Raw genomic sequence first — 23248 nt, 5'->3', positions numbered from 1 at the left:
GGCCTCGGGGCACCGGCGGGCCCGGGCGCGCCGCGGGCTCCGGTGCGCGGGGGCGGCGGCGCCAGCGCGGCGGCGTACGGCCCCGCGGCGCCCGCCCCGGCGAGCTGGGCCGCGGCGGTCGCCCCGGCGGAGGTCCCGACCACGAGGTCGGCGCCGGTCACGTCCAACCCGCCGTCCAGGAGCCCGGCGACCACGCCGAGCAACCAGGCGTTGCCGGTCGAGCCGCCGCCGCCCAGCACCAGGGCGCGGTCGCCGGGGCGCGGTGCGGGCCCGCCGTCGCCGTCGCCGGCGGGGAGCGGGAACGGCGCGGGCGCCGGTGCGGGGGTCGTCACGAGCAGCGGACGCTAGTCCTGACCCGCCTCCCGCGCGACGGATTTCGACCCGGGCCACGCCGGCACCCCCGGCAGCCCGGCCCCCGGCAGCCCGGCCCCCGGCAGCCCGGCCCCCGGCGCCGCCCCTCCCGCGCGCCCGCCCGCCGGGGGTAGCGTGCGCCGTGTCTGCCCGGAGCACGGCCGGACACCAGCGCGAGGAGAGGGGCGGCGCGTGGCCGACCGCATCGAGGAGCTGATGGACGCGAACCTGCGGCGGGTGTTCGGGGAGCGCGACCCCGAGCGGCGGCGGGTGGCGATCGAGGACACCTACACCCGGGACGTCGTGTTCTCCGACCCCGAGGAGACGGTGTCCGGCTGGGACGCGGTGCACCGCAAGGCGCAGGGCCTGCTCGACGGCGCCCCCGGGTCCGCGTTCTCCGCGGACGGGCCGGTGCGCCGGGCGCAGGACCTCGCGCTGCTCGCCTGGCAGTTCGGGCCGCCCGGGCAGGAACCGGTGGTGCGGGGCATCGACGTCGCGGAGGTCCGGGACGACCGGATCGCGCGGCTCTGGACCATGCTGGTCCAGGACTGACCCGGCCCGGCGGGCCCGCGGGGACGGGTCGCGTGTCGGTGGTCGGGAGGATGCTGGTCCCCTCCGACGACAGGGAGCCGATGATGTCCACCCAGCCCGACGCACGCCCCGTCCCGGTCGACCCGCCCGGCGTGGCCCGCAGCCCCGCCTTCGCGCAGGGGATGGTGCTGCCCGCGGGCCCCACCCTCTACGTGGGCGGCCAGAACGGGGTCGACGCCGACGGCACGCTGCTCGACGGCCTCGGCCCGCAGACCGAGCAGGCGCTGCGCAACGTGCTCGCCGTGCTGGCCGAGGCGGGCACGGACGCCGACCACGTGGCGATCCTGCGGATCTTCCTCACCGCCGGCGTCGACCCGACCGCCGCGTACGAGGCGAGCGCGGCGGTGTGGGGCCGGCGGCGCACCGCCGTGACCGTGGTGGCCGTGCCGGAGTCCCGGCCGGGGGTGCTCGTCGAGGTCGAGGCCGTGGCCTCGGTGCCGCCGCCCGCCACCTGATCTCGGCGCGCCGGGTCGGGAGCCGCACGGGCTCCCGCCCGGTGGCCGCCCGACCGCGGTGCCGCGCGGGCTCACGCCCCCACGTACGCCGCCAGGTGCTCGCCGGTGAGCGTCGACCGCGCCGCCACGAGCTCCGCCGGCGTGCCCTCGAACACCACCCGGCCGCCGTCGTGCCCGGCCCCCGGGCCGAGGTCGACGATCCAGTCGGCGTGCGCCATCACGGCCTGGTGGTGCTCGATCACGATGACCGACTTCCCGGAGTCGACCAGCCGGTCGAGCAGCCCCAGCAGCTGCTCGACGTCCGCGAGGTGCAGGCCGGTGGTCGGCTCGTCGAGCACCAGCACGCCGCCCTTCTCGCCCATGTGCGTCGCCAGCTTGAGCCGCTGCCGCTCGCCGCCGGACAGCGTCGTGAGCGGCTGGCCCAGGCTGAGGTAGCCGAGGCCGACGTCGGCGAGCCGGTCGAGCACCGCGTGCGCGGCGGGGGTCCGCGCGTCGCCCTCGGCGAAGAACGCCTCCGCCTCGGTCACCGACATGGCCAGCACCTGGCTGATGTCCTTCCCGCCGAGCGTGTACTCCAGGACCGACGCCTGGAACCGGCGGCCCTCGCACTCCTCGCAGGTCGTGGCGACGCCGGCCATCATCCCGAGGTCGGTGTACACGACGCCCGCGCCGTTGCAGGTCGGGCACGCGCCGGCCGAGTTGGCCGAGAACAGCGCGGGCTTCACCCCGTTGGCCTTGGCGAACGCCTTGCGCACCGGCTCCAGCAGCCCGGTGTACGTCGCGGGGTTGCTGCGCCGCGACCCGCGGATCGCGCCCTGGTCGATCGCGACCACGCCGTCCCGCTTCGACACCGACCCGTGGATCAGCGACGACTTCCCCGACCCGGCCACGCCGGTGACGACGGTGAGCACCCCGAGCGGGAGGTCGACGTCGACGTCCCGGAGGTTGTGCGACGACGCGCCCCGCACCTCCAGCACCCCCGACCGCTCGCGCACGGCCGGCTTGAGCGAGGCCCGGTCGTCCAGGTGCCGCCCGGTCAACGTGCCGCTGCGCCGCAGCTCGTCGACCGTGCCCTGGAACACGATCTGGCCGCCGCCCGACCCCGCGCGGGGGCCCAGGTCGACCACGTGGTCCGCCACGGCGATCGCCTCGGGCTTGTGCTCGACGACCAGGACCGTGTTGCCCTTGTCCCGCAGCCGGAGCAGCAGCTCGTTCATCCGCTGGATGTCGTGCGGGTGCAGGCCGATCGTCGGCTCGTCGAACACGTAGGTCACGTCGGTGAGCGAGGACCCGAGGTGCCGGATCATCTTGGTGCGCTGCGCCTCGCCGCCGGACAGCGTCCCGGAGGGGCGGTCGAGCGACAGGTAGCCGAGCCCGATCTCGACGAACGAGTCGAGGGTCTCCCCCAGCGCCTCCAGCAGCGGCGCGACCGACGGCTCGTCGAGGCCGCGCACCCACGCGGCGAGGTCGCTGATCTGCATGGCGCACGCGTCGGCGATGCTGATGCCGCGGATCTTCGAGGACCGCGCGCCCTCGTTGAGCCTGGTGCCGCCGCAGTCGGGGCAGGTGGTGAACGTGACGGCCCGCTCGACGAACGCCCGGATGTGCGGCTGCATCGCGTCGACGTCCTTGGCGAGCATCGACTTCCGGATCTTCGGGATGATCCCCTCGTAGGTGAGGTTGATGCCCTCGACCTTGATCTTGGTCGGCTCCTTGTGCAGCAGGTCCGACAGCTCGCGCTTCGTGAAGTCGCGGATCGGCTTGTCCATGTCGAAGAACCCGCTGCCGGCGAAGATCCGCCCGTACCAGCCGTCCATGGTGTAGCCGGGCACGGTGAGCGCGCCGCCGGCGAGCGACCTGTCCGCGTCGTACAGCTGGGTCAGGTCGAAGTCCTGGACGTCGCCGCGCCCCTCGCACCGGGGGCACATGCCGCCCGTGACGCTGAACTCCCGGCGCTCCTTGGTCTGCACGCCGCCCTTGTCGAAGGTCACCGCGCCGGCGCCGCTGACCGACGCCACGTTGAACGAGAACGCCTGCGGCGAGCCGATGTGCGGCTGCCCGAGCCGGCTGAACACGATCCGCAGCATCGCGTTCGCGTCCGTCACGGTGCCGACGGTCGACCGCGGGTTGGCGCCCATCCGCTCCTGATCGACGATGATCGCGGTGGTCAGCCCGTCGAGGACGTCGACGTCCGGGCGGGCCAGCGTCGGCATGAACCCCTGCACGAACGCGCTGTACGTCTCGTTGATCATCCGCTGCGACTCGGCGGCGATCGTCGCGAACACCAGCGAGCTCTTGCCCGAGCCCGACACCCCGGTGAACACGGTGAGCCGGCGCTTGGGGAGGTCGACGTCGACGTCCTTGAGGTTGTTCTCGCGCGCCCCCCGCACGCGGATCAGGTCGTGGCTGTCGGCGACGTGCGGCGTCGTCGCCGCCTCCGTCCGCGTGGCGGTCATGGGGTCTCCGTCCGGGATGTCGCGAGCGCTGGCGCACCAGGGTGACCGCGCGGCGCGGTCGCGCGCAAGGACCGCCCCGCCCGGTGCGTGCCGGCGGGCGGCGATCTCAGGACCCGGCCGGCCCGCCTGCGCCCGCCCGGAACGGCCGGAAGAACTCCCGGAGCTCCCGGGCGTACACCTCGGGCTGCTCGACGGGGGCGAAGTGCCCGCCCCGGGGCGGCTCGGTGATCCGCACCGCGTTCGCGCTCCGCTCGAGCCACGCGCGCGGCGGCCGCACGACGTCGCCCGCGAAGATCGCGAACCCGGACGGCACCTCGACGCGTCGCGCCAGCTGCTCGGGCGGGATCGCCGCGTTCGCCCGGTACATCCGCATCGAGGACCCGATGGTGCCGGTCAGCCAGTAGATCGTCAGGTTCGTGAGGATCTGGTCGCGGGTGAGCGCCCCCTCGGGGTCGCCGCCCCCGCCGCTCCACGACCGGAGCTTCTCCCCGACCCAGGCCGCGAGGCCCGCGGGCGAGTCCGTCAGCCCGACCGCCAGCGTGTCCGGCTTGGTGCGGTGCGCGATCGCGTACGCGCCCTCCGTCGCGACCCAGCGCGCCCCCTCGGCGAGCCAGGCGCGCTCCTCCTCGGTCACCGCGGCGGGGTCGAGGTGCGGCCCCGGCATCCCGGCGTCCGTGCGGTGCACCGCGACGACCCGGTCCGGGTGGTCGAGCGCCAGGTAGCGGGTGACGTGGCTGCCGATGTCCCCGCCCGCGGCGCCGAACCGGTCGTAGCCGAGCGTCGTCATGAGCTCGGCCCACAGCCCGGCGACCGCGATGGAGTCGAGCGCGGCCGCGGGCCGGTCGGAGTAGCCGAAGCCGGGCAGGTCCGGCACCACGACGTCGAAGGCGTCGGCGGGGTCCGCGCCGTGCGCGCCGGGGTCGGCGAGCAGGTCGACGACCTCCGAGAACCGCCAGAACGAGTCGGGCCACCCGTGCGTCAGCACCAGCGGCAGCGCCGGCCCGGGCGCGCCCACCGCCCGGGCGTGCACCACGTGGATCCCGAGCCCGCCGACCCGCACCCGGTACCGGGGCAGCCGGTTCAGCTCCGCCTCGCGCGCGGGCCAGTCGAAGTCCTCGGCCCAGGTCCGCGCCAGGTCGCGCAGCCAGGCGACGTCCACCCCGGCCGACCAGCCCGCGTCCTCGGGGACGTCCGGCCAGCGGGTGGCGCGCAGCCGGCGGCGCAGGTCGTCGAGCGCCGCGGGGTCGGCGCGCGGTGCGAACCGCTCGGGGGTCGCGGGTGCGGGGCCGTGGTCGACGGGCGACATGGGGCCACCGTAGGGCGACCCCTCCCCCGCGCGGGAGGGGTCAGCCGCCGATCCGGACGGGACGCTCGCCCCCGCCGTACAGCACCCCGTCCACGACGTACGCCCACCCGTCCGCCTCCGCCGGCAGCGGGACCCGCCACCGCTCCGCACCCGAGCGCAGCGACCACGCGACCAGGCGGCCGCCGCCGCCCTGGTCCTGCTCGACCAGCAGCAGCGACCGGCCGTCCGTGAGCGGGGAGAGCCGGACGTCCGCGTCCCGGCGCACGGGCCTGCCGTCCGGGCCCACCTCGCGGGCGGCGCGCCAGAGCGGCCGGCCGTCCCGGGCGTCGACCGCCCAGGCCGCCGTCGTGTCGACGCCGTAGAGCACGCCCCCGAGCAGCAGGGCCGTCCCGTCCGCCCTCCCGTCCAGCCCCACCTGCCACAGCGTCCGGCCGGAGCCCGCCTCGACCGCGCGCACCGTGCGGTCGCCGCCGACCAGCGCGGACAGGATCTCGACCCCCGGGACCGACCCGTCGTCGACGGCCAGCTGCACCGGCAGCGCGGGGACCACGGCGGTCCCGGTGCCGTCGGGCCCCGCCAGCCGCACCGAGCCCGGGTCGCCGTCCTGCACGAGCAGGCCGCCCGCGCGCCCGGACCACACCTGCGTCCCCTCCGCCTGCAGGGCGCCGTCGGCCGAGCCGAGCACGCGCTGGCGCCCGCCCACCCAGACGAGCACGTGGTCGTCGACCAGCTGGAGGTGCGGCTCGTACACCGGGTCGACCAGCAGGTCGACGAGCGCGGTCGACCAGAGCGGCTCCTGCGTCGCCACGTCCTCGGCGCTGATCCGCACGGTGCGCTCGTCGAGGACCTCACCGAGCACGAGCAGCGCGTCGTCCGCGGCCGCCGCCGTCTGCCGCGCCACCACCCGCTCCGCGAGCAGGGCGCCCGACGCGGCGTCGAACGTGAGCAGCCGGCTGCGGGTCGACGGGTCCTCGCGCCAGCCGCCGTCGCCCGTGAGCGTGGCCGGACGGTCCGCCACGAGGCACCGCACCCGCGTCACGGACCCGGCCGCGGTCCCGGACCGGTCACCCGCCCAGCACTCCGGCGGCCGCATCGTGGGCTGCGCGGTCGCCTCCGCCTGCGCCTCCACCTCGGTCCGCCAGGCCACCGCCCCGCTGCGGGCGTCCACGGCCGAGACGGCCCGCGGCCGGCCGAAGTCGATCGCCTCCCCGGCCACCCGCAGGCCCCCCGCGCGGACCCCGCCCGACAGCCGCGGGTCGGGCTCCGCGTCGCCGAGCGGCACGGTGCGCAGCTCGGGCCCGACGTCGTACCGCACGACGCCCTCGACGTCCCGGGCCGCGGTCACCCGGTCCCGCTCCCGCGCGTCCTGCACCACCTGGACGGCGACGACGGCCAGGACCGCCACGACGCCCGCGGGCCACCAGCGCAGCAGCGCCCGCCGCCGCGCCCGCCGGCGGGCGTCCCCCGCGGCCTCGACGCGCCGGTCGGCGCTCGCGGCGGCGGCGCCCGGCTCCTCGCCGAGCTCGACCTCCTGCATCGCCTCCTGGCCGGCCATGCACGGCAACCTACGGCCTGCGGGGCGGTGCGTGCGGGCGTTCGGTGCGCCGACGGTGGACGGGGTGTGCGGGTCCCCGCGATCTATTGCTATTCGATAGATTCCGAGCGATGCTCGATGCCATGACCCTCGACCGCTGGGCCACCGCCCTGCTCCGCATCGCCCTCGTCGTGCTCTTCGGGATCCTGCTCGTGTTCCAGACCCTGTCGCTGCCCGGCCAGTTCCGGTACCTCGCCGAGCAGAACCCCGAGGACGCCGCCCTGCGCTGGCCGGCGACCGCGATCACCGTGTTCTGGGTGCTGTGCGTGCAGGTCGTCATCGTGGCGACCTGGCGGCTGCTCACCCTGGTGCGCCGCGACCGGATCTTCACCGAGGCCTCGCTCGGCTGGGTCGACGCCATCGTCTGGGCCGTGGCCGCGGGCTGGCTGGTGCTCGTCGCGGTGCTGCTCTGGGTCGGCGTGCACGCGGACGACCCCGGCCTGCCGATGCTGCTCTTCCTCGCCACCGCCGTCGTCACCGTCGTCGCCCTGGTGCTGCTGGTGCTGCGCGCGCTGCTCCGCCAGGCCACCGCGCTGCGCACCGACATGGACCAGGTGATCTGATGCCGATCGTCGTGCGCATCGACGTCGAGCTGGCCCGCCGCAAGATGAGCGTCGGCGAGTTCGCCGAGCGGGTCGGCCTGACGCCCGCGAACGTGGCCGTGCTCAAGAACGGCCGCGCCAAGGCGGTCCGCTTCAGCACGCTGGACGCCATGTGCCGGGTCCTGGAGTGCCAGCCGGGCGACCTGCTGGAGTGGGTCGAGGACGACTGAGCGCGGCGGGCCGTGTCCGGTCAACCGCGGCGTCGCGTCCGCCCGGTCCCGGGGCCCGGCACCACCCGGCCGAGCACGGACCGGCCGACCAGCGCCGCCGCCGCGAGCGTGCCGAGTCGCGCCGCGTCGGACGCGTCGAAGGTCAGCTCCGCCTCGGCGTTCGTCGCGAAGCCGGTGACCGTGCACCACGCCAGGAACGCGGCCAGCGCGAGGAGGGGCACGGGCATCCGCCGCCCGAGCACCGCGACGGCCACCGCGCCGACCGCCGTCGGCAGCCACGGGCCGACGTGCCACCAGGCCGCCGCCGCCACGCCCAGCAGGGTCGCCGCGGCGACCAGGAGCACGCGGACGACGGCGGCGAGCTCGTCGTCGGTCATCGCGTCCTGCCGCGGGGCGTCGGGCGCGGCGCCCCGCGGGCCCGACCCCGCGTCCGCCCGCCCGCTGTCCGCCCGCCCGTCGCCCGTCCGCAGGTCCCCGGGCCGCCCGCCGTGCCGCACCGTCGCGCTCATGCCTCCACCGTGCACCCGCAGCCGCCCGCCGGCGGCGGTCCTGACGGAACCCGAACGGCCACGCCGCCCGATCCGCACGGGGCGCTGACGCCCGGGCCGGATGGCGCGGGCCGTGGGCCGGCCGGCGCGGCACGCGCGGCGCACCGGCGCGCCACGCCGCCCCGGCGAGCCGGGCTGGCACACTCGGCGGCGGCAGACCGCCCGCACCGAGAGGACCCGACCGATGTCGTTCCAGGCCTACCTCGACGCGATCGAGGACAAGACCGGCAGGACGCCGCGCCAGCTCGTCGACGAGGCGCACGCCAAGGGGCTCGACGGGGCCGACGTGAAGGCCGGGGCGATCGTCGCCTGGCTCGCCGAGGACTACGGCCTGGGCCGCGGGCACGCGATGGCGCTGGTGCACGTCATCACGAAGGGCCCGCGGATCGACGCGAAGCACGTGGGCACCACCGGCAGCCACCGTGACGAGTCCGACACCCTCTGGCTCGACGGCCGGGCCACGAAGCCGGTCTGAGCCACGGGGGCGCACGCACCCGCCGCACGCGGGAGACGCCGTCCGCGGTCCCGCAGGCCGCTCAGCAGGACAGATGCGAGCGGGCCGGTCAGACTGCCCGCGTGAGGACGATCGGTGTGGAGGAAGAGTTCCTGCTCGTGGCGGAGGACGGCTCACCCCGGGCCGTCGCCGCGGCCGTGCTGCAGCACGCGTCGTCTCAGGACGGGCAGGACGACGCGGGTGAGCCGGGCGGGAACCTGGAGAAGGAGTTCGCCCAGGAGCAGGTGGAGACGTCCACCCACCCCTGCGCGGACCTGACGGCGCTCCTCGAGGAGGTGCGCGCGGGACGCTGGCACGCCGACTCCTCGGCGCAGCACGCCGGCGCGCGGATCGTCGCGCTGGCCACGTCGCCCAAGGACGTCGAGCCGACCGTCGTCGTGAACCGGCGCGCGCAGGACATCGCCGCCGCGTTCGCGCAGACGGCGCGCGACCAGCTCACCTGCGGGTGCCACGTGCACGTGGAGGTCGCCGACGACGAGGAGGGCGTGCGCGTCGTCGACCACCTGCGGCGCTGGAACCCCGTGCTGCTCGCGCTGTCCGCGAACAGCCCGTTCTGGCGCGGCGACGACTCGGGCTACGAGAGCTTCCGCTCGCAGGTGTGGGGGCGGTGGCCGACCGCGGGCGCCACCGCGCCGTTCGGCGACGCCGCCACCTACCGCGAGACGGTGCGGTCGCTGGTCGAGAGCGGGACCATCCTGGACACCGGGATGGTGTACTTCGACGCCCGGCTGTCCGCGCGCTACCCGACCGTCGAGGTGCGGGTCGCCGACGTCTGCCTCGATCCGGAGGACGCGGTCCTGCTGGGCGCACTGGTGCGCGGCCTGGCCGACACCGCGGTCGACGGCGGCGACCACGACCTCGGTGCGCAGCCGCGCGCCGAGGAGGTGCGCGTGGCCGGCTGGCGGGCGGCGCGCTCGGGACTGACGGGCGACCTGGTGAGCCCGCTGACGGCGCGCCCGGTGCCCGCGGCGCTGGCGGTCGACGAGCTCCTGCGGCACGTGACCCCCGCGCTGGAGCGCACGGGCGACCTGCCCTGGGTGCGCGATCACCTGGAGGCGCTGCTCCGCCGCGGCAACGGCGCGCAGCAGCAGCGGCGGTGGCGGCACGAGGGTGCGGACGACGCGGAGCTGGTGCGGCGGGCGGTGCGCAGCACGCTCGCCTGACGGGCGGACCGGCCGCGGCGCGCACCGGCGCCCGGCGTGACGCACGCGACACCGCGGTGTCGGGGCGCTGACCTGCGCGGACTCCGCCCGTGCCGGGTGTGCGCAGGGTCACCCGCCCGCGCTCGCCGCGCGTTCACGGGACCTTCACGCCACACTGGAACACTGAACGGTCCCCGGACGTTGACCCCACCGAACAAGCGATACGTCTGCACGTCCAGGCAAGTCAAGGTATGTCAAGGCACGGAGGTCCCTGATGTCGAACCGGTCCCTGCGCGGTATGCGCATCGGGTCCCACAGCATGGAGACGGACGAGGGCGTCGACTTCGCCCCGCGTCTCCAGGCGTACTACGACTGCCCCAACGGGCACACGATCATCCTGCCGTTCTCGGTCGAGGCCGACGTGCCGGTGGTGTGGGAGTGCCGGTGCGGCGAGGAGGCGTTGCTGCGCGACGCGTCCAAGCCCGAGCCGAAGGCCACCAAGCCCCCGCGCACCCACTGGGACATGCTGCTGGAGCGCCGCACCATCAAGGAGCTCGAGGAGCTGCTCGACGAGCGCCTCGACCTGCTGCGTGCCGGCAAGCTCCGCCGGAGCGCCTGACCGTCCCGGAGACGGCCGTGAGCACGGGCCTCGCACCCTCGGGTGCGGGGCCCGTCGTCGTCCCCGGCGCGTGCGGCCGGAGGCGGCGGAGGTGGTCCTGTGGTCGCGCGGGTGCCGGGCGCGGCGTCAGCCCCGGCGGCCCGCCGCGCGCCGCACGAGGTCGCGCACCTGCCGCGCACGCTCCTGGGCCCCCCACACCGTGACGCGCACCAGCGCCTCGACGACGATGGACCGGCTCATCTTCGACCGGCCCTCGGCGCGCTCCACGAACGTGATCGGCACCTCCACCACGCGCCCGCCGGCCCGCAGGACCCGCCAGGCCATGTCGATCTGGAAGCAGTAGCCGTGCGAGGCGACCTCGCCGAGCGCGAGCCCCCCGAGCGCGCCCGCGCGGTACACCCGGAACCCGGCGGTGGCGTCCCGGACCGGCAGACCCATCGCCAGCCACGCGTACGTGTTGGCCCCGCGGGACAGCAGCTGGCGGTGCAGCGGCCAGTTCACCACCCGGCCCCCGCGGACCCAGCGCGAGCCGATCACCAGCTCGGCGTCCGGCACCCGCTCCAGCAGCCGCGGCAGGTCCTCCGCGCGGTGCGACCCGTCGGCGTCCATCTCCACCACGGCGTCGTAGCCCCGCTCGAGCGCCCACCGGAACCCCGCGACGTACGCGGTGCCCAGGCCCTGCTTGCCGGTCCGGTGCAGCACCTGGATCGCGGTCCGACCGCGCTCCCGGGCGTCGGCCTCGGCGATCCGCTCGGCCAGCTCCCCCGTGCCGTCGGGCGACGCGTCGTCGACGACGAGGACGTCGGCGTCCGGGACGTGCAGCCGCAGCGCCGCCAGCGCCCGGGGCAGGCTGTCGCGCTCGTCGTACGTGGGGACGACGACGAGCACCCGCCCGGCCTGCCGAGGAGTCCCGGGGTCGGCCGTCACGCGGCGCCCTCCGGCCGGTCGTCCCGGCGCGTCCGCCGCGCACCGGCCATCCCGGCGAGCGTCATGACGACCGCCAGCGCCCCGACGACCCCGCTCGGCCAGGCGCCGAGCACCGCTGCGGGCGTGAGCGACTGCCGCAGCGGCAGCCGGGCGACCAGCTGGTCGGCGGTGAACAGCTCGGTGTCCTGGGCGACGGTGCCGTTCGGCGCGATCACGGCGCTGACCCCGACGGTGCTCACCTGCACGGTCGCGCGGCCGAGCTCCACGGCGCGCAGCCGGGCCATCGCGAGCTGCTGGGTCGACTCCGCCGAGTAGCCGAAGGACGCGTTGTTCGTCTGGACCACCAGGATCTCGGCGCCCTCGCGCACGCTCTCCCGGACGATCCCGTCGTACGCGACCTCGAAGCAGATGACGTCGCCGATCTGCACGGTCCGGCCGAGACGGGCGGACTCCAGCGGCACCACGCCCGGCTCGGTGCCGGCGAGCATGTCGTTCTGCACCAGGTCGACGGCCGAGGAGAACGGACGGACCAGGCTGCGCAGCGGGATGTACTCCGCGAACGGCGCCGGCCGCTGCTTCGAGTACGACGCCACCGGTCCGACGCCGGGCTCCCAGAGCAGCGACGTGTTGTACCGGCCGCCCTCCTCCGGGTACTGGATCGTGCCGATCAGCATCGGCGCACCCACGGCCTGCGCGGCGGCGTCGATGTCGGCGGCGGCCTGCGCGTCGACCTCGGGGTCGATGTCGGTGCCGTTCTCCGGCCACAGCACCAGGTCCAGCTCCCCCGGCTCCACCTGGTCGAGCAGCGCGTACGTGCCCGCGAGGTGGTTGTCGAGGACCTCGCGCCGGTTGTCGAAGGCGTGCAGGCCGGGCTCGGACACGTTGCCCTGCACGGCCCCGACGGTCAGGGTGCCGTCCTCGGCGCGGGTGCCCATCGGGACGAGGAGGCCGACCACGACCAGCGCCACCGCGACGGCGACCCGGCCGAGCATCGGCAGCAGCGCGAACCGCCGCGCGGCCAGCCAGGCCAGCGCGAGCGCGGCGCCCGCCGCCGCCACGGCCGCCGAGACCAGCGGCGCGCCGCCCAGCCGCGCCAGGGCCAGCACCGGGGAGTCGGCCTGCGAGAACGCCAGCCGACCCCAGGGGAAGCCGCCGAACGGCCAGATCCCGCGCAGCTCCTCGACCGCGACCCACAGCACGACGAACACCACGAGCTGCAGCGACGCGCGGCGCCACACCGCCTCGCCGCGGCGCGCCCAGGTCCACGCGGCCCCGAACAGGGCGACGAAGCCCGCCTCGGCCACCGAGAGCGCGATCCACGGCACCGCGCCGACCGCGACGTCCGCCCAGGTGAGCAGCGGCACGAAGAACGCCAGGCCCCAGCCGAACCCCAGCAGGGCGTTCCACCGGGCGCTGTCGCGGCGCATCGCGAGGAAGAGCAGGGCCATCCCGGGGGCGGCGGCGTACCACCAGCCGAGGTCGGGGAACGCGGCCCAGGTCAGCAGGCCGCCGAGGACCGCCAGGACCGCGCTCCACCAGCGGGAGGGGTCACGGAGCGGCACCGCGCCAGGGTACGGCACCCGGCTGTCCGTCCGGTGCCACGCGGCGGTGCCCGGCGCGCGCGGCCGGGGGTGTCGGGGGCGCGGTCTCCGGACTGTGGCCTCGGGGCTCCGGGCCGCAGAGCTCCGGCCCGCAGGTCTCGGGGCCGCAGGTCTCGGGGCCGCAGGTCTCCGGGCCGCAGGTCTCGGGGCCGCAGGTCTCCGGGCCGCAGGTCTCGGGGCCGCAGGTCTCCGGGCCGCGGGCATCCGGGCCGCGGGTCAGCGGGCCAACCCGGCGGGTGTCCCGGCCGTGGGTGACGGCGTCCGCGCGTCAGCCGGCGCGCCGGCCCGGGTCGCCCCCGTCGGGGCGGGGCCGACCGACCGGCCCGCGTGTCCTTCGTACCGCACGACACCGCCTGGGGCGGTGCCCGTTCTCTAGTGAACACGCGGGCCTGGTCGGAGCCCGGCGTGGTCCGGGCGTCCTACCCCCTGGGGCGCTCACCGAGCGGCGCCTCTGCCGGACCACTGCGGAGAACCTATCGAAACGGTGGGGGGTGTCAAGGGTCCCGCGAGGCCGCCCGGGGGCGTCCCCGCAGGTCGGCAGGCGCGTCGAGGACTGTCGGATTTGTCCAGATGGTCGAGACGGTCCGGCGTGTCGTCCGGCGTGTCGCGTGGGCGCCCGCGGGCGCCCGTCCCGGGGCCGACCGGGTGACGCGCCGTCCCGCGCGGAGCAGCGGATTCACCCGTCCGCGCGACCTGGGCGGGTCCACGCGGCGCACCGGCCGCCGCTCCCGCGCGCGCTGCGTCGGCGCCCAGCGCGGCCGGCCCCGCCCCGGCCGAGCGCAGCCGGTCCCGCCGAGCGCAGCCGGTCCCGCCGAGCGCGGTCGGTCCCGCCGAGCGCGGTCGGTCCCGGCGAGCGCGGTGGCTGGGGCGGGCGCGGTCGGCTGGATCTACCGCGCTCGACGACGCGGCCGACGAGCGACGGACGTCCGGCGACGGGCGACGGGCGCCCGCGCAGGGGCCGGATCGCCGCGCGAGGTGCGCGCGAGGTGCAGGCCACGCGCGCGGGTTGCAGGCGAGGCGCGCGGGGTGCGGGCGCGCCGCGCGAGGCGCACGGGCGCGCCGCGCGGGGTGCGCGCGGGGTGGCGCCTGACTCCGGCGGGTCACCCCAGGGCGTCGTGCAGCACCACGCCCGCGCGCACCGTGCGGACGCACTCCGGGAGGGGCTCGTCGTCCCGCAGGGCCGGCAGCACGCCACCGGCACCGGCCGTCCCGTCGGGGACCCGCCACACCGCCAGGTGCGCCGGCGCGCCGACGGCGAGCACGCCCGGCACCGGGGCGCCGCCGCCCGGGTCCCCGGCGGTGCCACCGACCGCCCCTGCCACGCGCCCGCCCGCACCCCCGGCCACACTCCCGCCCGCACGCCCGACCGCCGCCCAGCCCCCGCGCGTGTGCGCCGCCAGCGCCGCCGCCAGCGGCAGCCGCTGGTCCGGGGTCCGGTGCCGCACCGCGGCACGGACCGCGCCCCACGGGTCGGTCGGCGTCACCGGGGTGTCGGACCCGAATGCGAGCGGGACGCCCGCCGCGCGCAGGTCGGCGAGCGGGTGCAGGGACGCCGCCCGTCCGCGTCCGAGCCGCGCCGCGTACATCCCGTCGTCGCCGCCCCAGGCGTCGTCGAACGCCGGCTGCACCGACGCCGTCAGGCCGAGCAGCACCAGCGCGGCCAGCGCCGGCGCGTCGAGCATGGCGGCGTGCTCGAGCCGGTGCCCGCCGGCGCGCACCGCGTCGACGCCCTCGACCTCGGCGGCCACCCGGAACCCGAGCAGCACCTCGTCGAGCGCCCGGTCGCCGATGACGTGGAACGCCGCGGGCAACCCCGCCCGGGTGGCCGACGCGACGTGGTTGCTCACCTGCTCGGCGGTGAGGTCGAGCCGGCCCGCGGGGTGCGGCCAGCCGTCGGGCGCGTCGGCGTACGGGGCGCGCAGCGCGGCCGTCCGGCTGCCGAGGGAGCCGTCGGCGGCCAGGTCCCCGCCCACGCCGGCCAGGCCCGGGACCGCGGCGGCGAGCGCGCGCACGTCGTCGGCGGTCTCGCACAGCTCGGCGCGGTACCCGACGACCAGCGGCAGCGCCGACGCCGGGTCCGCCGTCAGCGCGAGCAGCGCCGCGAGGCCCGCCCGGGTGTCCGTGTGCGGGGCGCTCTGCTCGTGGACAGCCACCACACCAGCCCGCGCGGCCGCCTCGAGCGCGCCGCGGTACCGGGCGTCCCGGACGTCGGCGGGCAGGTCTCGCAGCGCCGAGCGCGCCGCTGCGTGCGCCTCCCCCGTCACCAGCCCGTCCGCGCGCCACCCGGGTCGGTCGCGCAGGCCGAGGACCTCGGCGAACGAGGTCGACACGACGCCCGCGTGCAGGTCGACCCGGCCGAGGTACACCGGCGCCCCGCCCGCGGCGCCGTCCAGCTCCTCGCGGGTCGGCGGGCGGCCCTCGGGCCAGCCGTCCTCCGCCCAGCCCCACCCGGTGAGCGGGGCGCCGTCCGCGGCCAGCCGCCGCCCGACGGGCCCGGTGGCGGCCGCGTGCACGGCCGCGAGCACCTCCGCGAGCGAGGCGCACGCCCCGAGATCCACGCCGGACCGCACGAGCCCGGTGTCGAGCACGTGCGCGTGCGCGTCGACGAACCCGGGGGTCACCAGCGCGCCACCGAGGTCCACGACCTCGTCCGCTGCGGCCGCGAGGCCGTCGGCCTCGTCGGCGCCGCCGACCCACGCGATCGCGCCGTCCCGGACCAGCAGGGCGGAGTGGGCGTCGGCGGTCGCGGGCGCGGCGAGGACGGCAGGCGTCAGCACCGCACCGCCCCGGTACAGGGTGGTGCTCACGCGGGCACCCTAACCGGGCAGGTCACGGGCGGCCCGCGGGCGTCCGCCGCCGGGCGCCCGCCCCGTCAGGTCCCCGCGTACGCCACGACGCCGCGGCGCACCGCGGTCACCGCCTTCCGCGCCGTCTCCCGGAGCCGGGCGTCCGGGGCCGCCTTCGCGACCTGGTCCAGCACGTCGACGACCTGCTTGCACCACCGCACGAAGTCGCCGGCCGCGAGGTCCGCGTCCCGCAGCACCGCGTCGAGCCCGCGCCCGGCCGCCCACCGGTGCACCGGCGCGACCAGGCCGAGGTCGAGCGGCTGCGTCGACTCGATGCGGCGCGCGCTCTCCAGGTCGTCGAGCTCGGACCAGATGCGCGTCGTCGCGTCGAGGGCGATCCCCAGCCGGCTCGACGGCCCGCCCGGCACCGCGGGGCCGCGGTCCCGGTCGTCCCGGCGCGCGGAGTACACGACGGCTGACACCGCGGCGGCGAGCCCCGGCACGTCGAGCTCGGCCCACGCGCCGCGGCGCAGGCACTCGGCGAGCAGCAGGTCGTTCTCGGCGTAGATCCGGCGCAGCCAGCGGCCCTCGTCGGTCACCACCGTGCCGCCGTCGTCGTCGGTCGCCAGGTAGCCGAGCGAGTCGAGCACCTCGCAGATCCGGTCGAACACGACGGCGATCGAGCCGGTCCGGCCTTCGATCCGCCGGACCAGCGCCCGGTGCTCGCCCTCCAGCCGGGACCAGCGCTCCGCCCAGCGGGCGTGCTCCTCGCGGTCGGGGCACTGGTGGCACGGGTGCGCGCGCAGCTCGCGGCGCAGCGCGGCGATCGCCTCGTCCTCGTCCTCGGCGACGGCGCGCCCGCGGCGGCGGCTCGGCGCGGCCCCCGTGATCTTCCCGGCGTTGATCTCCCCGCGCAGCGTGGCCGCGAGGTCGCGCCGGTGCGAGGCGGCGCGCGGCGAGAAGCCCTTCGGCACCCGCAGCCGCCCGACGGCCCGGATCCCGTCGCCGACCTCCTGCACCGACAGCCGGCGCACCTCCCGCTCGGTGGTGAGCACCATGGGCCGCGCGCCCTCGAAGCCGCCGTGCGTGCCCGGGTCGACGACCACCGCGTAGGTGGACCGCCGGCCGCTCGGCACCGCGACGACGTCGCCGACCGACAGCCCCTGCAGGCTCTCCGCCGCCTGCTGCCGCCGGGCCGCCGCGCTCGCGCGGTGCACGCCCCGCTCCCGGTCCGAGAGCTCGCGGCGCAGCGCGAAGTACTCGCCGAAGTCCCCGAGGTGGCAGGTCATCGCCTCGGCGTAGCCCTCGAGCGCCTCGGCGTGGCTCTGCGCCTGCCGAGCGAGCCCGACGACCCCGCGGTCCGCCTGGAACTGCGCGAACGACGTCTCCAGCACCTCGCGCGCCCGGACGCGGCCGACCTGGGCCACGAGGTTCACCGCCATGTTGTAGGTGGGCCGGAACGCCGAGCGCAGCGGGTACAGCCGCTTCGACGCGAGGCCCGCCAGCGCCATCGGGTCGAGGTCGCCGCGCCCCAGCACGACCGCGTGGCCCTCGGAGTCGATCCCGCGGCGCCCCGCCCGGCCCGTGAGCTGGGTGTACTCCCCCGGCGTGATGTCGACGTGGTGCGAGCCGTCCCACTTGACCAGCTTCTCCAGCACCACGGAGCGCGCGGGCATGTTGATGCCCAGCGCCAGCGTCTCGGTCGCGAACACGACCTTGACCAGCCCGCGGGCGAACGCCTCCTCGACCGTCTCCTTGAAGGCCGGCAGCAACCCGGCGTGGTGCGCCGCGACGCCGCGGACCAGCGCGTCGACGAAGCCCCAGTAGCCGACGACGTCCAGGTCCTCCGGCGCGATCGAGGCGCACCGGGTCTCGGCGATGTACCGGATCTCCTCCGCCTCCGCCGGGGACGTCAGCCGCAGGCCGCCCGCGATGCACTGCGCCACCGCGGCGTCGCAGCCTGCGCGGGAGAAGATGAACACGATCGCCGGCAGCAGACCCGCCTCGTCGAGGACGTCGACCATGACGGGGCGCGGGACCGGCCGGGGGCCACCCCCGCCGCCCGGCCCGCCGCCGGGTCCGCCGCCCGGCCGCCGCCCGCCGGGGCCCCGGAACCCGCGGTCGCCCGCACCCCGGCGTCCGCGGTGCGGCGCGTCCGACGCGCGCTCCGCCCGGCGCAGCAGGTGCGCGAGCTCGGGGTTGATCGGCGGGTTCTTGCCCGGCGCGGTCGGGTCCACGTGCCCCGCGTACAGGTCGAGCAGGTCGTCCCGGACCAGCACGTGCTGGCCGAGCGGCACCGGCCGGTGCTCGCTCACCACCACGGCGGTGTCGCCCCGGACGGTGCGCAGCCAGTCGCCGAACTCCTCGGCGTTCGACACGGTGGCGGACAGCGACACCAGCTGCACGTCGTCGGGCAGGTGGATGATCACCTCCTCCCACACCGGGCCGCGGAACCGGTCCGCGAGGTAGTGCACCTCGTCCATCACGACGTACCCCAGGCCGTCGAGCGTGCTCGACCCGGCGTAGAGCATGTTGCGCAGCACCTCGGTGGTCATGACGACCACCGGCGCCTCGCCGTTCTGGGTGGTGTCGCCGGTCAGCAGGCCGACCTGGTCCGCGCCGTACCGCCGCACCAGGTCGTGGTACTTCTGGTTCGACAGCGCCTTGATCGGGGTCGTGTAGAACGCCTTGCGGCCGGTGGCCAGCGCGAGGTGCACCGCGAACTCGCCGACGACGGTCTTGCCCGCCCCGGTCGGGGCCGCCACGAGCACGCCGCTGCCGCGCTCCACCGCCTCGCAGGACTCCACCTGGAAGTCGTCCAGCGGGAAGTCCAGGAGCTGCCGGAACCGGGCGAGCTCGCTCTTCTCGGCCTGCGCCCGGCGCCGCGCGGCGGCGTACCGCTCGGCCGGGGACAGCTCGTCGGGCTCGGGGGTGCGTGCCGTGCTGCGTCGTGCCACGCGCACCACCCTAGGTCGGGTCGGCCGCCAGCACCCGGACGGCGCCCGGCACGACCTCCGCCAGCAGCGGCAGCGCGCCGATCCGCTCCCCGTCGGCGTGCGCCTCGGGCGGGGTCCCGCCGAGGTGCGGAGCGGGCTCCACCAGCACCCGGCGGCTCCGGATCACCTGCACCTGCGGGTGCCGCACGTGCCGGCCGGCGTACATCCCCGGGAAGATCCGCACGACCCCGGCGCGGCTGAACGGGCCCGCGACCACGACGTCGAGCAGCCCGTCGTCCAGGCGGGCGCCGGGCGCGATCCGGATGCCCCCGCCGATCCACGGGCCGTTGGCCGCGACGACCACCGTGCCCGCCGACTCCCACACGCCCTCGTCCGTGGTCAGCCGGTACCCGTAGGGGCGGAACGCCCGCAGCTCGGGGACGAGCGCGCGCACGTACCGGGCGGAGCCGCGCGGCCAGGACAGCGCGTTGGCCCGGGCGTTCACCGCCGCGTCGATGCCGCAGGACAGCGCGCCCAGGTACCACTCGCGGGCCGCCTGCGCGGGCGAGCCCACCCGCACCGCGTCGATCGTGCGGGGCCCCGTGAGCAGCGCGCGCTCGATCGCCCCGACCGACGCGGCGACGTCCCCGCGCGGCAGCCCGAGGGCGCGCGCCACGTCGTTGCCCGTGCCCCCGGCGACGATGCCGAGCGGCAGGTCCGTCTCGGCCACGACGTTCGCGCCCAGGTGCACCAGGCCGTCGCCGCCGACCACCACCAGCGCGTCCAGCCCCGCGACGGCCGCGCGGCGGGCGTGCGCCGTCGCCGTCCGCAGGTCCCGGGCCGTCAGGTCCTCCACCCGGTGCCCGCGGCGGCGGAGCGCGTCCAGCACCGCCGCCCCCACGCCGGTCCCGCGTCCCTTGCCCGCCACGGGGTTCACCACGACCCCGAGGTGGCTCACGTGGCGAGCGTCCCGTCGGCCGTGCCGGTGCTGGTCCCGGTGCCGGTGCCGGTCCCGCCGAAGCCCGCGCCGCCGCCGGCGCGCTCGGCCTCCGCCAGCCGCCGGTCCGCGCGCCGGTCGTGCAGCACGCACACGCCCAGCGCCGCGAAGTACAGCCCGCAGATGGGCAGCGCCATGACGATCATCGTGATCGCGTCCGGCGTCGGCGTCATCACCGCGGCGAACACGAACGCGAGCAGCACCGCCCAGCGCCAGCCCCTGGCCCAGGTGCTCGCCCGGACCAGGCCGACCAGGTTGATGCACACCATGACGACCGGGAGCACGAACGCCAGCCCGAACGCCAGGACGAACCGCATGACGAAGCTCAGGTAGGCCTGCGCGTCGATGAAGTTCGACGCGCCCTCCGGCGTGAAGTCCGTCAGCACCTTGACCGCGGTCGGCAGCGTCCACGCCGACAGGCCGGCGCCGGCCAGGAACAGCGGCACCGCGGCCGCGAGGAACCCGACCGCCGACCGCTTCTCCCGGCGGGTGAGCCCGGGCGTGATGAACGCCCACAGCTGGTACAGCCACCACGGGCTCGACACGATGACGCCGAGGAACAGCGCGACCTTGATCTGCATGTCGAACGCGCTGGCCAGGCCGGCGAAGTTCACCGACACCCGGCCGTCGCGACCCGCGGCCGTGTCCAGCAGCGGCTGCTGGAGCAGCTCGAACACCGGCTCGTACAGGAACCAGCCGACCACCGCGCCGACCGCCAGGCCGATCGCGGCCAGGAACAGCCGCTTCCTCAGCTCGAGCAGGTGCTCGCGCAGCGGCATCCGGCCCTCGGGGTCGGGCCGCCTCTTGCGCGCCACGGATCAGGCGCTGGGGGTGGTGCTGCCGCTCGCCGGAGGCTGGTGGCCGGGCTGGTCGAGCGAGGGCGCGGGGGACGCGGACGGGGCGGGTTTCACGACGGGGCCCTGCGCCAGCGGCGGGGCCGGGTCGGCCGTCGGGGGCGGAGTCGGCGCCGTGCGCGGCTCGTCCTCCGACAGGTCCTTGACCTCCCGCTTGAAGATGCGCAGGGACTCGCCCACGGACTTCGCCAGGTCCGGCAGCCGTCGCGCCCCGAACAGCAGGAGGATCACGACGAGCAGCACACCGATGTGCCAGGGCTTCAGGGCGTTCATGACGTTCCTGTCGGACGGGAGACGTTGACCCGTCGATCCTAACCGGCGGGACCCCCGGTGCGGGTGAGGCGGGTGCGTGCGGCTCAGCGCGTGTAGGCGCGCCAGCCCTCGCGGGTCCGGCGGTCGCGCTCACGGCGGCGGTCCCGGCGCTCGCGCGCCTGCTCGCGGAGCACCGCCCAGCGGTCCCGCGCCTCGTCGGGGTCGGGCAGCAGCGCCGCCTCCCGGGCCGCGCGGGCGGCGCGCTCGGCCTCCTGCGCCTGCTCGGCGAGCGTCGACGCGTGCTCGGCGAGCTGCCCGAGGACCTCGGACGCCTCCCGGAGCTCGGCGACGAGCGCGCGGAACCGGCGCCACAGGTCGCGGCCGAGGAAGAACGCGCCGACCAGGGTGCCGAGGACCAGCACCGACCACACGACCACCCAGACCATCGGGCCAACCTATCCCGTCAGCCCGCGGTGGGCGTGGGCTCGCCGGGGCCGGCCAGCGGGCCGTACGCGGCGAGGGCCGCACGGGCCCGGGTCGCCACGTCCTGCGCCACCTCCGGCGGCCGCACCCCCAGCACGTCGTCCGCGGCCTGCAGCAGCAGGCTGCGCAGGAACGCCCGCTGGCCGACGCGCACGTCCACCTCGAACGACCCGTCCGGCAGGTTGCGCACCTCCTCGACCGGGACCGTCTCCGCGACCCAGCGGCCCGTGCTGCGCAGGTGCAGCGTCGCCACGTCGCCCTCGAGGTCGAACCGGAACTCCGCCGTCGCGCCGCGGCCCGCGCCGGGATGCGGTTGCGCCGGCGCGTCCAGCACCTCCGCGGCGAGCACCCGGTCCAGCCGGAACAGCCGCTCGTCGCCCGCGCGCAGGCACCACGCCTGCAGGTACGACCGCTCGTCGCTCGTGGTCATCCGCAGCGGGTCCACGTCGCGGTCGCTGGTCACGTCGGAGGCGTTCACGTACCGGATCCGCAGCCGGCGGCCCGTCGCCAGCGCCCGGCGGATCTGCGCGACCACCTCCGGCCGGCCGTCGACCGCCAGCCGCACGTCGACCGCGCCCGCCGCCTCCCCCGTCGCCGCCGTCAGCTTGGCCAGCGTCGAGCGCAGCACCTCCACCTGCTCCGGGTCGAGCGTGGGACCCAGGTCCGCGACCATCGCGCGCAGCGCCGCGAGCAGCGTGACCGCCTCGCGGGTGCCGAGGCGCAGCGGCCGGGTCATCCCGCGGGACTCCGTCAGCCGGATCTCGCCGCGGTCGTAGGAGTCCGCGTCGAAGTCGATGAGGTCGTGCGGGTAGTACCCGGGCGTGCCGCTCATCCAGAGCGTGTCGACGTCCGCCATGACCTGCGACGGGGTCACCCCGAAGTGCTCGGCCAGCTGCTCGACGGACACGCCGTCGTTGCGGTCGAGGTAGCCGATCATCCCGAGCAGCCGCAGCAGCCGCTCGCTCGCCTTCTCAGCCACGGCTGGTTCCCTCGGTGTCGGTGGGGCCCTCGGTCCCGGCGGGGCCCGGGGCGCCGGCGTCGCACGACCCGTCCAGGGTCGCCGCGACCCGCAGCAGGCCGACCACGGCCTCGCGCAGCTCCGGCGGGTCCGCGACCAGCACGGCGTCGCCGTAGCCCGCCACCTCCTCGGCGAGCTCCCAGGTCGCCCGGTAGGCCACGCGCACCAGGTCCCGGTCCGCGACCGCGGCCCGCAGCGCCGGCGACGCGTCCGCCGGCAGGTCCGCCCGCTCCCCGCGCGCCCGCAGCGCCTCCGCGCGCTCGGCCCGCAGCGCCAGCACGGCCGTGCGCTCGTCGCTGACGTCCCACGACCGCAGAGCCGCCGCGGTCTGCTCCGGCGTCGGCGCGTCGAACGCCCCGGGCGCACCGACCACCCGCACCCGGCCCTCGATCCGGCTCAGCCGGAACGACCGGGTGCCGTCGCGGTCCACGTCGAAGCCCACCAGGAACCACCCGCCGCGGCGCGCCACCAGCCGCCACGGCTCGACCAGGCGCTCGCGCACCTCGCCCGTGCTCGCCGCGCGGTAGGTGAACCGCACCCGCTGCCGCGCCTGCACCGCGTCGAGCAGCGGCGGGAACGCGTCGCCCCCGGCCCGCACCCGCGGCGCCAGCCCGGCCGCGAGGTCGCTCGACCCCGATCCGGCGCCCACCGCCCGCAGCTTGGTCAGCGCCCGGGACGTGTCCGCCCGGACCGACCGGTCCTGCCAGAACTCCGCCGCCAGCGACAGCGCGCCCAGCTCGGCCGAGGTGAGCTCGAGCGGCGGCAGCGCGTACGCGTCCTGGTCGATCCGGTAGCCGATGTCGTCGCCGTGCCCCGCCGACGTCACCGTCGCCACCGGGATGCCGAGGTCGCGCAGCGTGTCCTTGTCGCGCTCGAACATCCGCTCGAAGGACTCGTCGGACGGCGCGTCGCCGTAGCCCGCGACCGTGCGGCGGATCTGCTCCTTCGTCATCCGGCCGGGCGTGTGCACCAGCGCGATGACGAGGTTGAGCAGCCGCTCGGCGGGGTGGATCTGTTCGGGCATCGGGGACAACCGTAGTGGCCGG

Annotated in this window: 21 protein-coding genes and 1 pseudogene; 7 read left to right on the top strand and 15 right to left on the bottom strand. The window is 76.8% G+C overall.

Going from position 1 to position 23248, the window contains the following annotated elements; all coding sequences use genetic code 11:
* Positions 1–242, bottom strand: a pseudogene (locus AC3WUG_RS07565) (patatin-like phospholipase family protein); the annotation flags it as partial.
* A 301-nt stretch (positions 243–543) separates the two neighbouring features.
* On the opposite strand from AC3WUG_RS07565, the gene AC3WUG_RS07560 reads away from it, so the two are divergent.
* Positions 544–903 carry a nuclear transport factor 2 family protein gene (locus AC3WUG_RS07560; RefSeq protein WP_492327113.1) on the top strand — a complete coding sequence of 120 codons (360 nt, stop codon included), beginning with the start codon at positions 544–546 and terminating at the stop codon, positions 901–903.
* An 83-nt stretch (positions 904–986) separates the two neighbouring features.
* The gene (locus AC3WUG_RS07555; protein ID WP_492327112.1) at positions 987–1397 is read left to right on the top strand and encodes a RidA family protein; all 411 of its coding nucleotides are present in this window, start codon (positions 987–989) and stop codon (positions 1395–1397) included.
* Positions 1398–1468: 71 nt separating this feature from the next.
* On the opposite strand, the gene AC3WUG_RS07550 is transcribed toward AC3WUG_RS07555, so the two are convergent.
* The 3 genes from AC3WUG_RS07550 to AC3WUG_RS07540 all read right to left on the bottom strand — a co-directional run bounded on the left by AC3WUG_RS07550 (position 1469) and on the right by AC3WUG_RS07540 (position 6714).
* Positions 1469–3853, bottom strand: a complete 2385-nt coding sequence (locus AC3WUG_RS07550; protein WP_492327111.1) for an ATP-binding cassette domain-containing protein — start codon at positions 3851–3853, stop codon at positions 1469–1471.
* Between the two features lie 106 nt (positions 3854–3959).
* Entirely contained in the window at positions 3960–5159 is a 1200-nt protein-coding gene (locus tag AC3WUG_RS07545) for an epoxide hydrolase family protein (protein WP_492327110.1), read from the bottom strand.
* A gap of 40 nt (positions 5160–5199) precedes the next feature.
* On the bottom strand, positions 5200–6714 hold the full coding sequence (locus AC3WUG_RS07540) for an outer membrane protein assembly factor BamB family protein (RefSeq protein WP_492327109.1): 1515 nt from the start codon (positions 6712–6714) through the stop codon (positions 5200–5202).
* 110 nt (positions 6715–6824) lie between these two features.
* Here AC3WUG_RS07540 and AC3WUG_RS07535 point away from each other — a divergent pair, with 110 nt between their 5' ends.
* Positions 6825–7316, top strand: coding sequence for a DUF2975 domain-containing protein (locus tag AC3WUG_RS07535; RefSeq protein ID WP_492327108.1), 492 nt, complete (start codon positions 6825–6827; stop codon positions 7314–7316).
* Positions 7316–7525: a helix-turn-helix domain-containing protein gene (locus AC3WUG_RS07530; RefSeq protein ID WP_431837181.1), complete on the top strand. Its 210-nt coding sequence runs from the start codon at positions 7316–7318 to the stop codon at positions 7523–7525. The genes AC3WUG_RS07535 and AC3WUG_RS07530 overlap by 1 nt, the downstream gene beginning before the upstream one ends.
* 20 nt (positions 7526–7545) lie before the next feature.
* Here AC3WUG_RS07530 and AC3WUG_RS07525 read toward each other — a convergent pair whose 3' ends face one another.
* A complete protein-coding gene (locus AC3WUG_RS07525; protein ID WP_492327107.1) occupies positions 7546–8034 on the bottom strand; it encodes a hypothetical protein in 489 nt (162 codons plus the stop codon).
* Positions 8035–8257: 223 nt separating this feature from the next.
* Here AC3WUG_RS07525 and AC3WUG_RS07520 point away from each other — a divergent pair, with 223 nt between their 5' ends.
* The 3 genes from AC3WUG_RS07520 (at position 8258) to AC3WUG_RS07510 (ending at position 10348) form a co-directional block, all read left to right on the top strand.
* Positions 8258–8548 carry a DUF4287 domain-containing protein gene (locus AC3WUG_RS07520; protein ID WP_492327106.1) on the top strand — a complete coding sequence of 97 codons (291 nt, stop codon included), beginning with the start codon at positions 8258–8260 and terminating at the stop codon, positions 8546–8548.
* Between the two features lie 101 nt (positions 8549–8649).
* Positions 8650–9750: a carboxylate-amine ligase gene (locus tag AC3WUG_RS07515; RefSeq protein ID WP_492327105.1), complete on the top strand. Its 1101-nt coding sequence runs from the start codon at positions 8650–8652 to the stop codon at positions 9748–9750.
* Positions 9751–10003: 253 nt separating this feature from the next.
* Positions 10004–10348, top strand: coding sequence for an RNA polymerase-binding protein RbpA (locus tag AC3WUG_RS07510; RefSeq protein WP_147793582.1), 345 nt, complete (start codon positions 10004–10006; stop codon positions 10346–10348).
* Positions 10349–10474: 126 nt separating this feature from the next.
* Here the strand turns inward: AC3WUG_RS07510 and AC3WUG_RS07505 are convergent, their stop codons facing one another.
* The 10 genes from AC3WUG_RS07505 to AC3WUG_RS07460 all read right to left on the bottom strand — a co-directional run bounded on the left by AC3WUG_RS07505 (position 10475) and on the right by AC3WUG_RS07460 (position 23226).
* The gene (locus AC3WUG_RS07505; RefSeq protein ID WP_492327104.1) at positions 10475–11275 is read right to left on the bottom strand and encodes a polyprenol monophosphomannose synthase; all 801 of its coding nucleotides are present in this window, start codon (positions 11273–11275) and stop codon (positions 10475–10477) included.
* Positions 11272–12837, bottom strand: a complete 1566-nt coding sequence (lnt, locus tag AC3WUG_RS07500) for an apolipoprotein N-acyltransferase (protein ID WP_492327103.1) — start codon at positions 12835–12837, stop codon at positions 11272–11274. The genes AC3WUG_RS07505 and lnt overlap by 4 nt, the downstream gene beginning before the upstream one ends.
* A 1139-nt stretch (positions 12838–13976) precedes the next feature.
* A complete protein-coding gene (locus AC3WUG_RS07495) occupies positions 13977–15683 on the bottom strand; it encodes an amidohydrolase (protein WP_492327102.1) in 1707 nt (568 codons plus the stop codon).
* 65 nt (positions 15684–15748) lie between these two features.
* A complete protein-coding gene (locus AC3WUG_RS07490) occupies positions 15749–18619 on the bottom strand; it encodes a DEAD/DEAH box helicase (protein ID WP_492327101.1) in 2871 nt (956 codons plus the stop codon).
* Positions 18620–18629: 10 nt separating this feature from the next.
* Complete coding sequence (locus tag AC3WUG_RS07485) at positions 18630–19556, bottom strand: diacylglycerol/lipid kinase family protein (protein ID WP_492327100.1); 927 nt, start codon at positions 19554–19556, stop codon at positions 18630–18632.
* Complete coding sequence (tatC, locus tag AC3WUG_RS07480; protein ID WP_492327115.1) at positions 19553–20374, bottom strand: twin-arginine translocase subunit TatC; 822 nt, start codon at positions 20372–20374, stop codon at positions 19553–19555. Before tatC ends, AC3WUG_RS07485 begins: the two co-directional genes overlap by 4 nt.
* 39 nt (positions 20375–20413) lie before the next feature.
* Positions 20414–20722, bottom strand: coding sequence for a Sec-independent protein translocase subunit TatA (gene tatA, locus AC3WUG_RS07475; protein WP_492327099.1), 309 nt, complete (start codon positions 20720–20722; stop codon positions 20414–20416).
* Positions 20723–20805: 83 nt separating this feature from the next.
* Positions 20806–21147, bottom strand: a complete 342-nt coding sequence (locus tag AC3WUG_RS07470) for a hypothetical protein (protein WP_492327098.1) — start codon at positions 21145–21147, stop codon at positions 20806–20808.
* 17 nt (positions 21148–21164) lie between these two features.
* Complete coding sequence (locus tag AC3WUG_RS07465; protein WP_492327097.1) at positions 21165–22163, bottom strand: helix-turn-helix transcriptional regulator; 999 nt, start codon at positions 22161–22163, stop codon at positions 21165–21167.
* On the bottom strand, positions 22156–23226 hold the full coding sequence (locus tag AC3WUG_RS07460; RefSeq protein ID WP_492327096.1) for a helix-turn-helix transcriptional regulator: 1071 nt from the start codon (positions 23224–23226) through the stop codon (positions 22156–22158). Before AC3WUG_RS07460 ends, AC3WUG_RS07465 begins: the two co-directional genes overlap by 8 nt.
* Between the last annotated feature and the right edge of the window lie 22 nt (positions 23227–23248).

It is taken from the genome of Cellulomonas sp. EB106-03-03-XG116 (assembly GCF_058792015.1).
The sequence above is the reverse complement of the archived record's forward strand: the minus strand, read 5'-3'. Positions and strand labels throughout refer to the sequence as shown.

Coding starts and splice junctions, on each gene's coding strand:
- AC3WUG_RS07555 (WP_492327112.1), top strand. CDS start 987: ATGTCCACCCAGCCCGACGCACGCCCCGTCCCGGTCGACCCGCCCGGC.
- AC3WUG_RS07550 (WP_492327111.1), bottom strand. CDS start 3,853: ATGACCGCCACGCGGACGGAGGCGGCGACGACGCCGCACGTCGCCGAC.
- AC3WUG_RS07545 (WP_492327110.1), bottom strand. CDS start 5,159: ATGTCGCCCGTCGACCACGGCCCCGCACCCGCGACCCCCGAGCGGTTC.
- AC3WUG_RS07540 (WP_492327109.1), bottom strand. CDS start 6,714: ATGGCCGGCCAGGAGGCGATGCAGGAGGTCGAGCTCGGCGAGGAGCCG.
- AC3WUG_RS07535 (WP_492327108.1), top strand. CDS start 6,825: ATGCTCGATGCCATGACCCTCGACCGCTGGGCCACCGCCCTGCTCCGC.
- AC3WUG_RS07530 (WP_431837181.1), top strand. CDS start 7,316: ATGCCGATCGTCGTGCGCATCGACGTCGAGCTGGCCCGCCGCAAGATG.
- AC3WUG_RS07525 (WP_492327107.1), bottom strand. CDS start 8,034: ATGAGCGCGACGGTGCGGCACGGCGGGCGGCCCGGGGACCTGCGGACG.
- AC3WUG_RS07520 (WP_492327106.1), top strand. CDS start 8,258: ATGTCGTTCCAGGCCTACCTCGACGCGATCGAGGACAAGACCGGCAGG.
- AC3WUG_RS07510 (WP_147793582.1), top strand. CDS start 10,004: ATGTCGAACCGGTCCCTGCGCGGTATGCGCATCGGGTCCCACAGCATG.
- tatC (WP_492327115.1), bottom strand. CDS start 20,374: ATGCCGCTGCGCGAGCACCTGCTCGAGCTGAGGAAGCGGCTGTTCCTG.
- tatA (WP_492327099.1), bottom strand. CDS start 20,722: ATGAACGCCCTGAAGCCCTGGCACATCGGTGTGCTGCTCGTCGTGATC.
- AC3WUG_RS07470 (WP_492327098.1), bottom strand. CDS start 21,147: ATGGTCTGGGTGGTCGTGTGGTCGGTGCTGGTCCTCGGCACCCTGGTC.
- AC3WUG_RS07460 (WP_492327096.1), bottom strand. CDS start 23,226: ATGCCCGAACAGATCCACCCCGCCGAGCGGCTGCTCAACCTCGTCATC.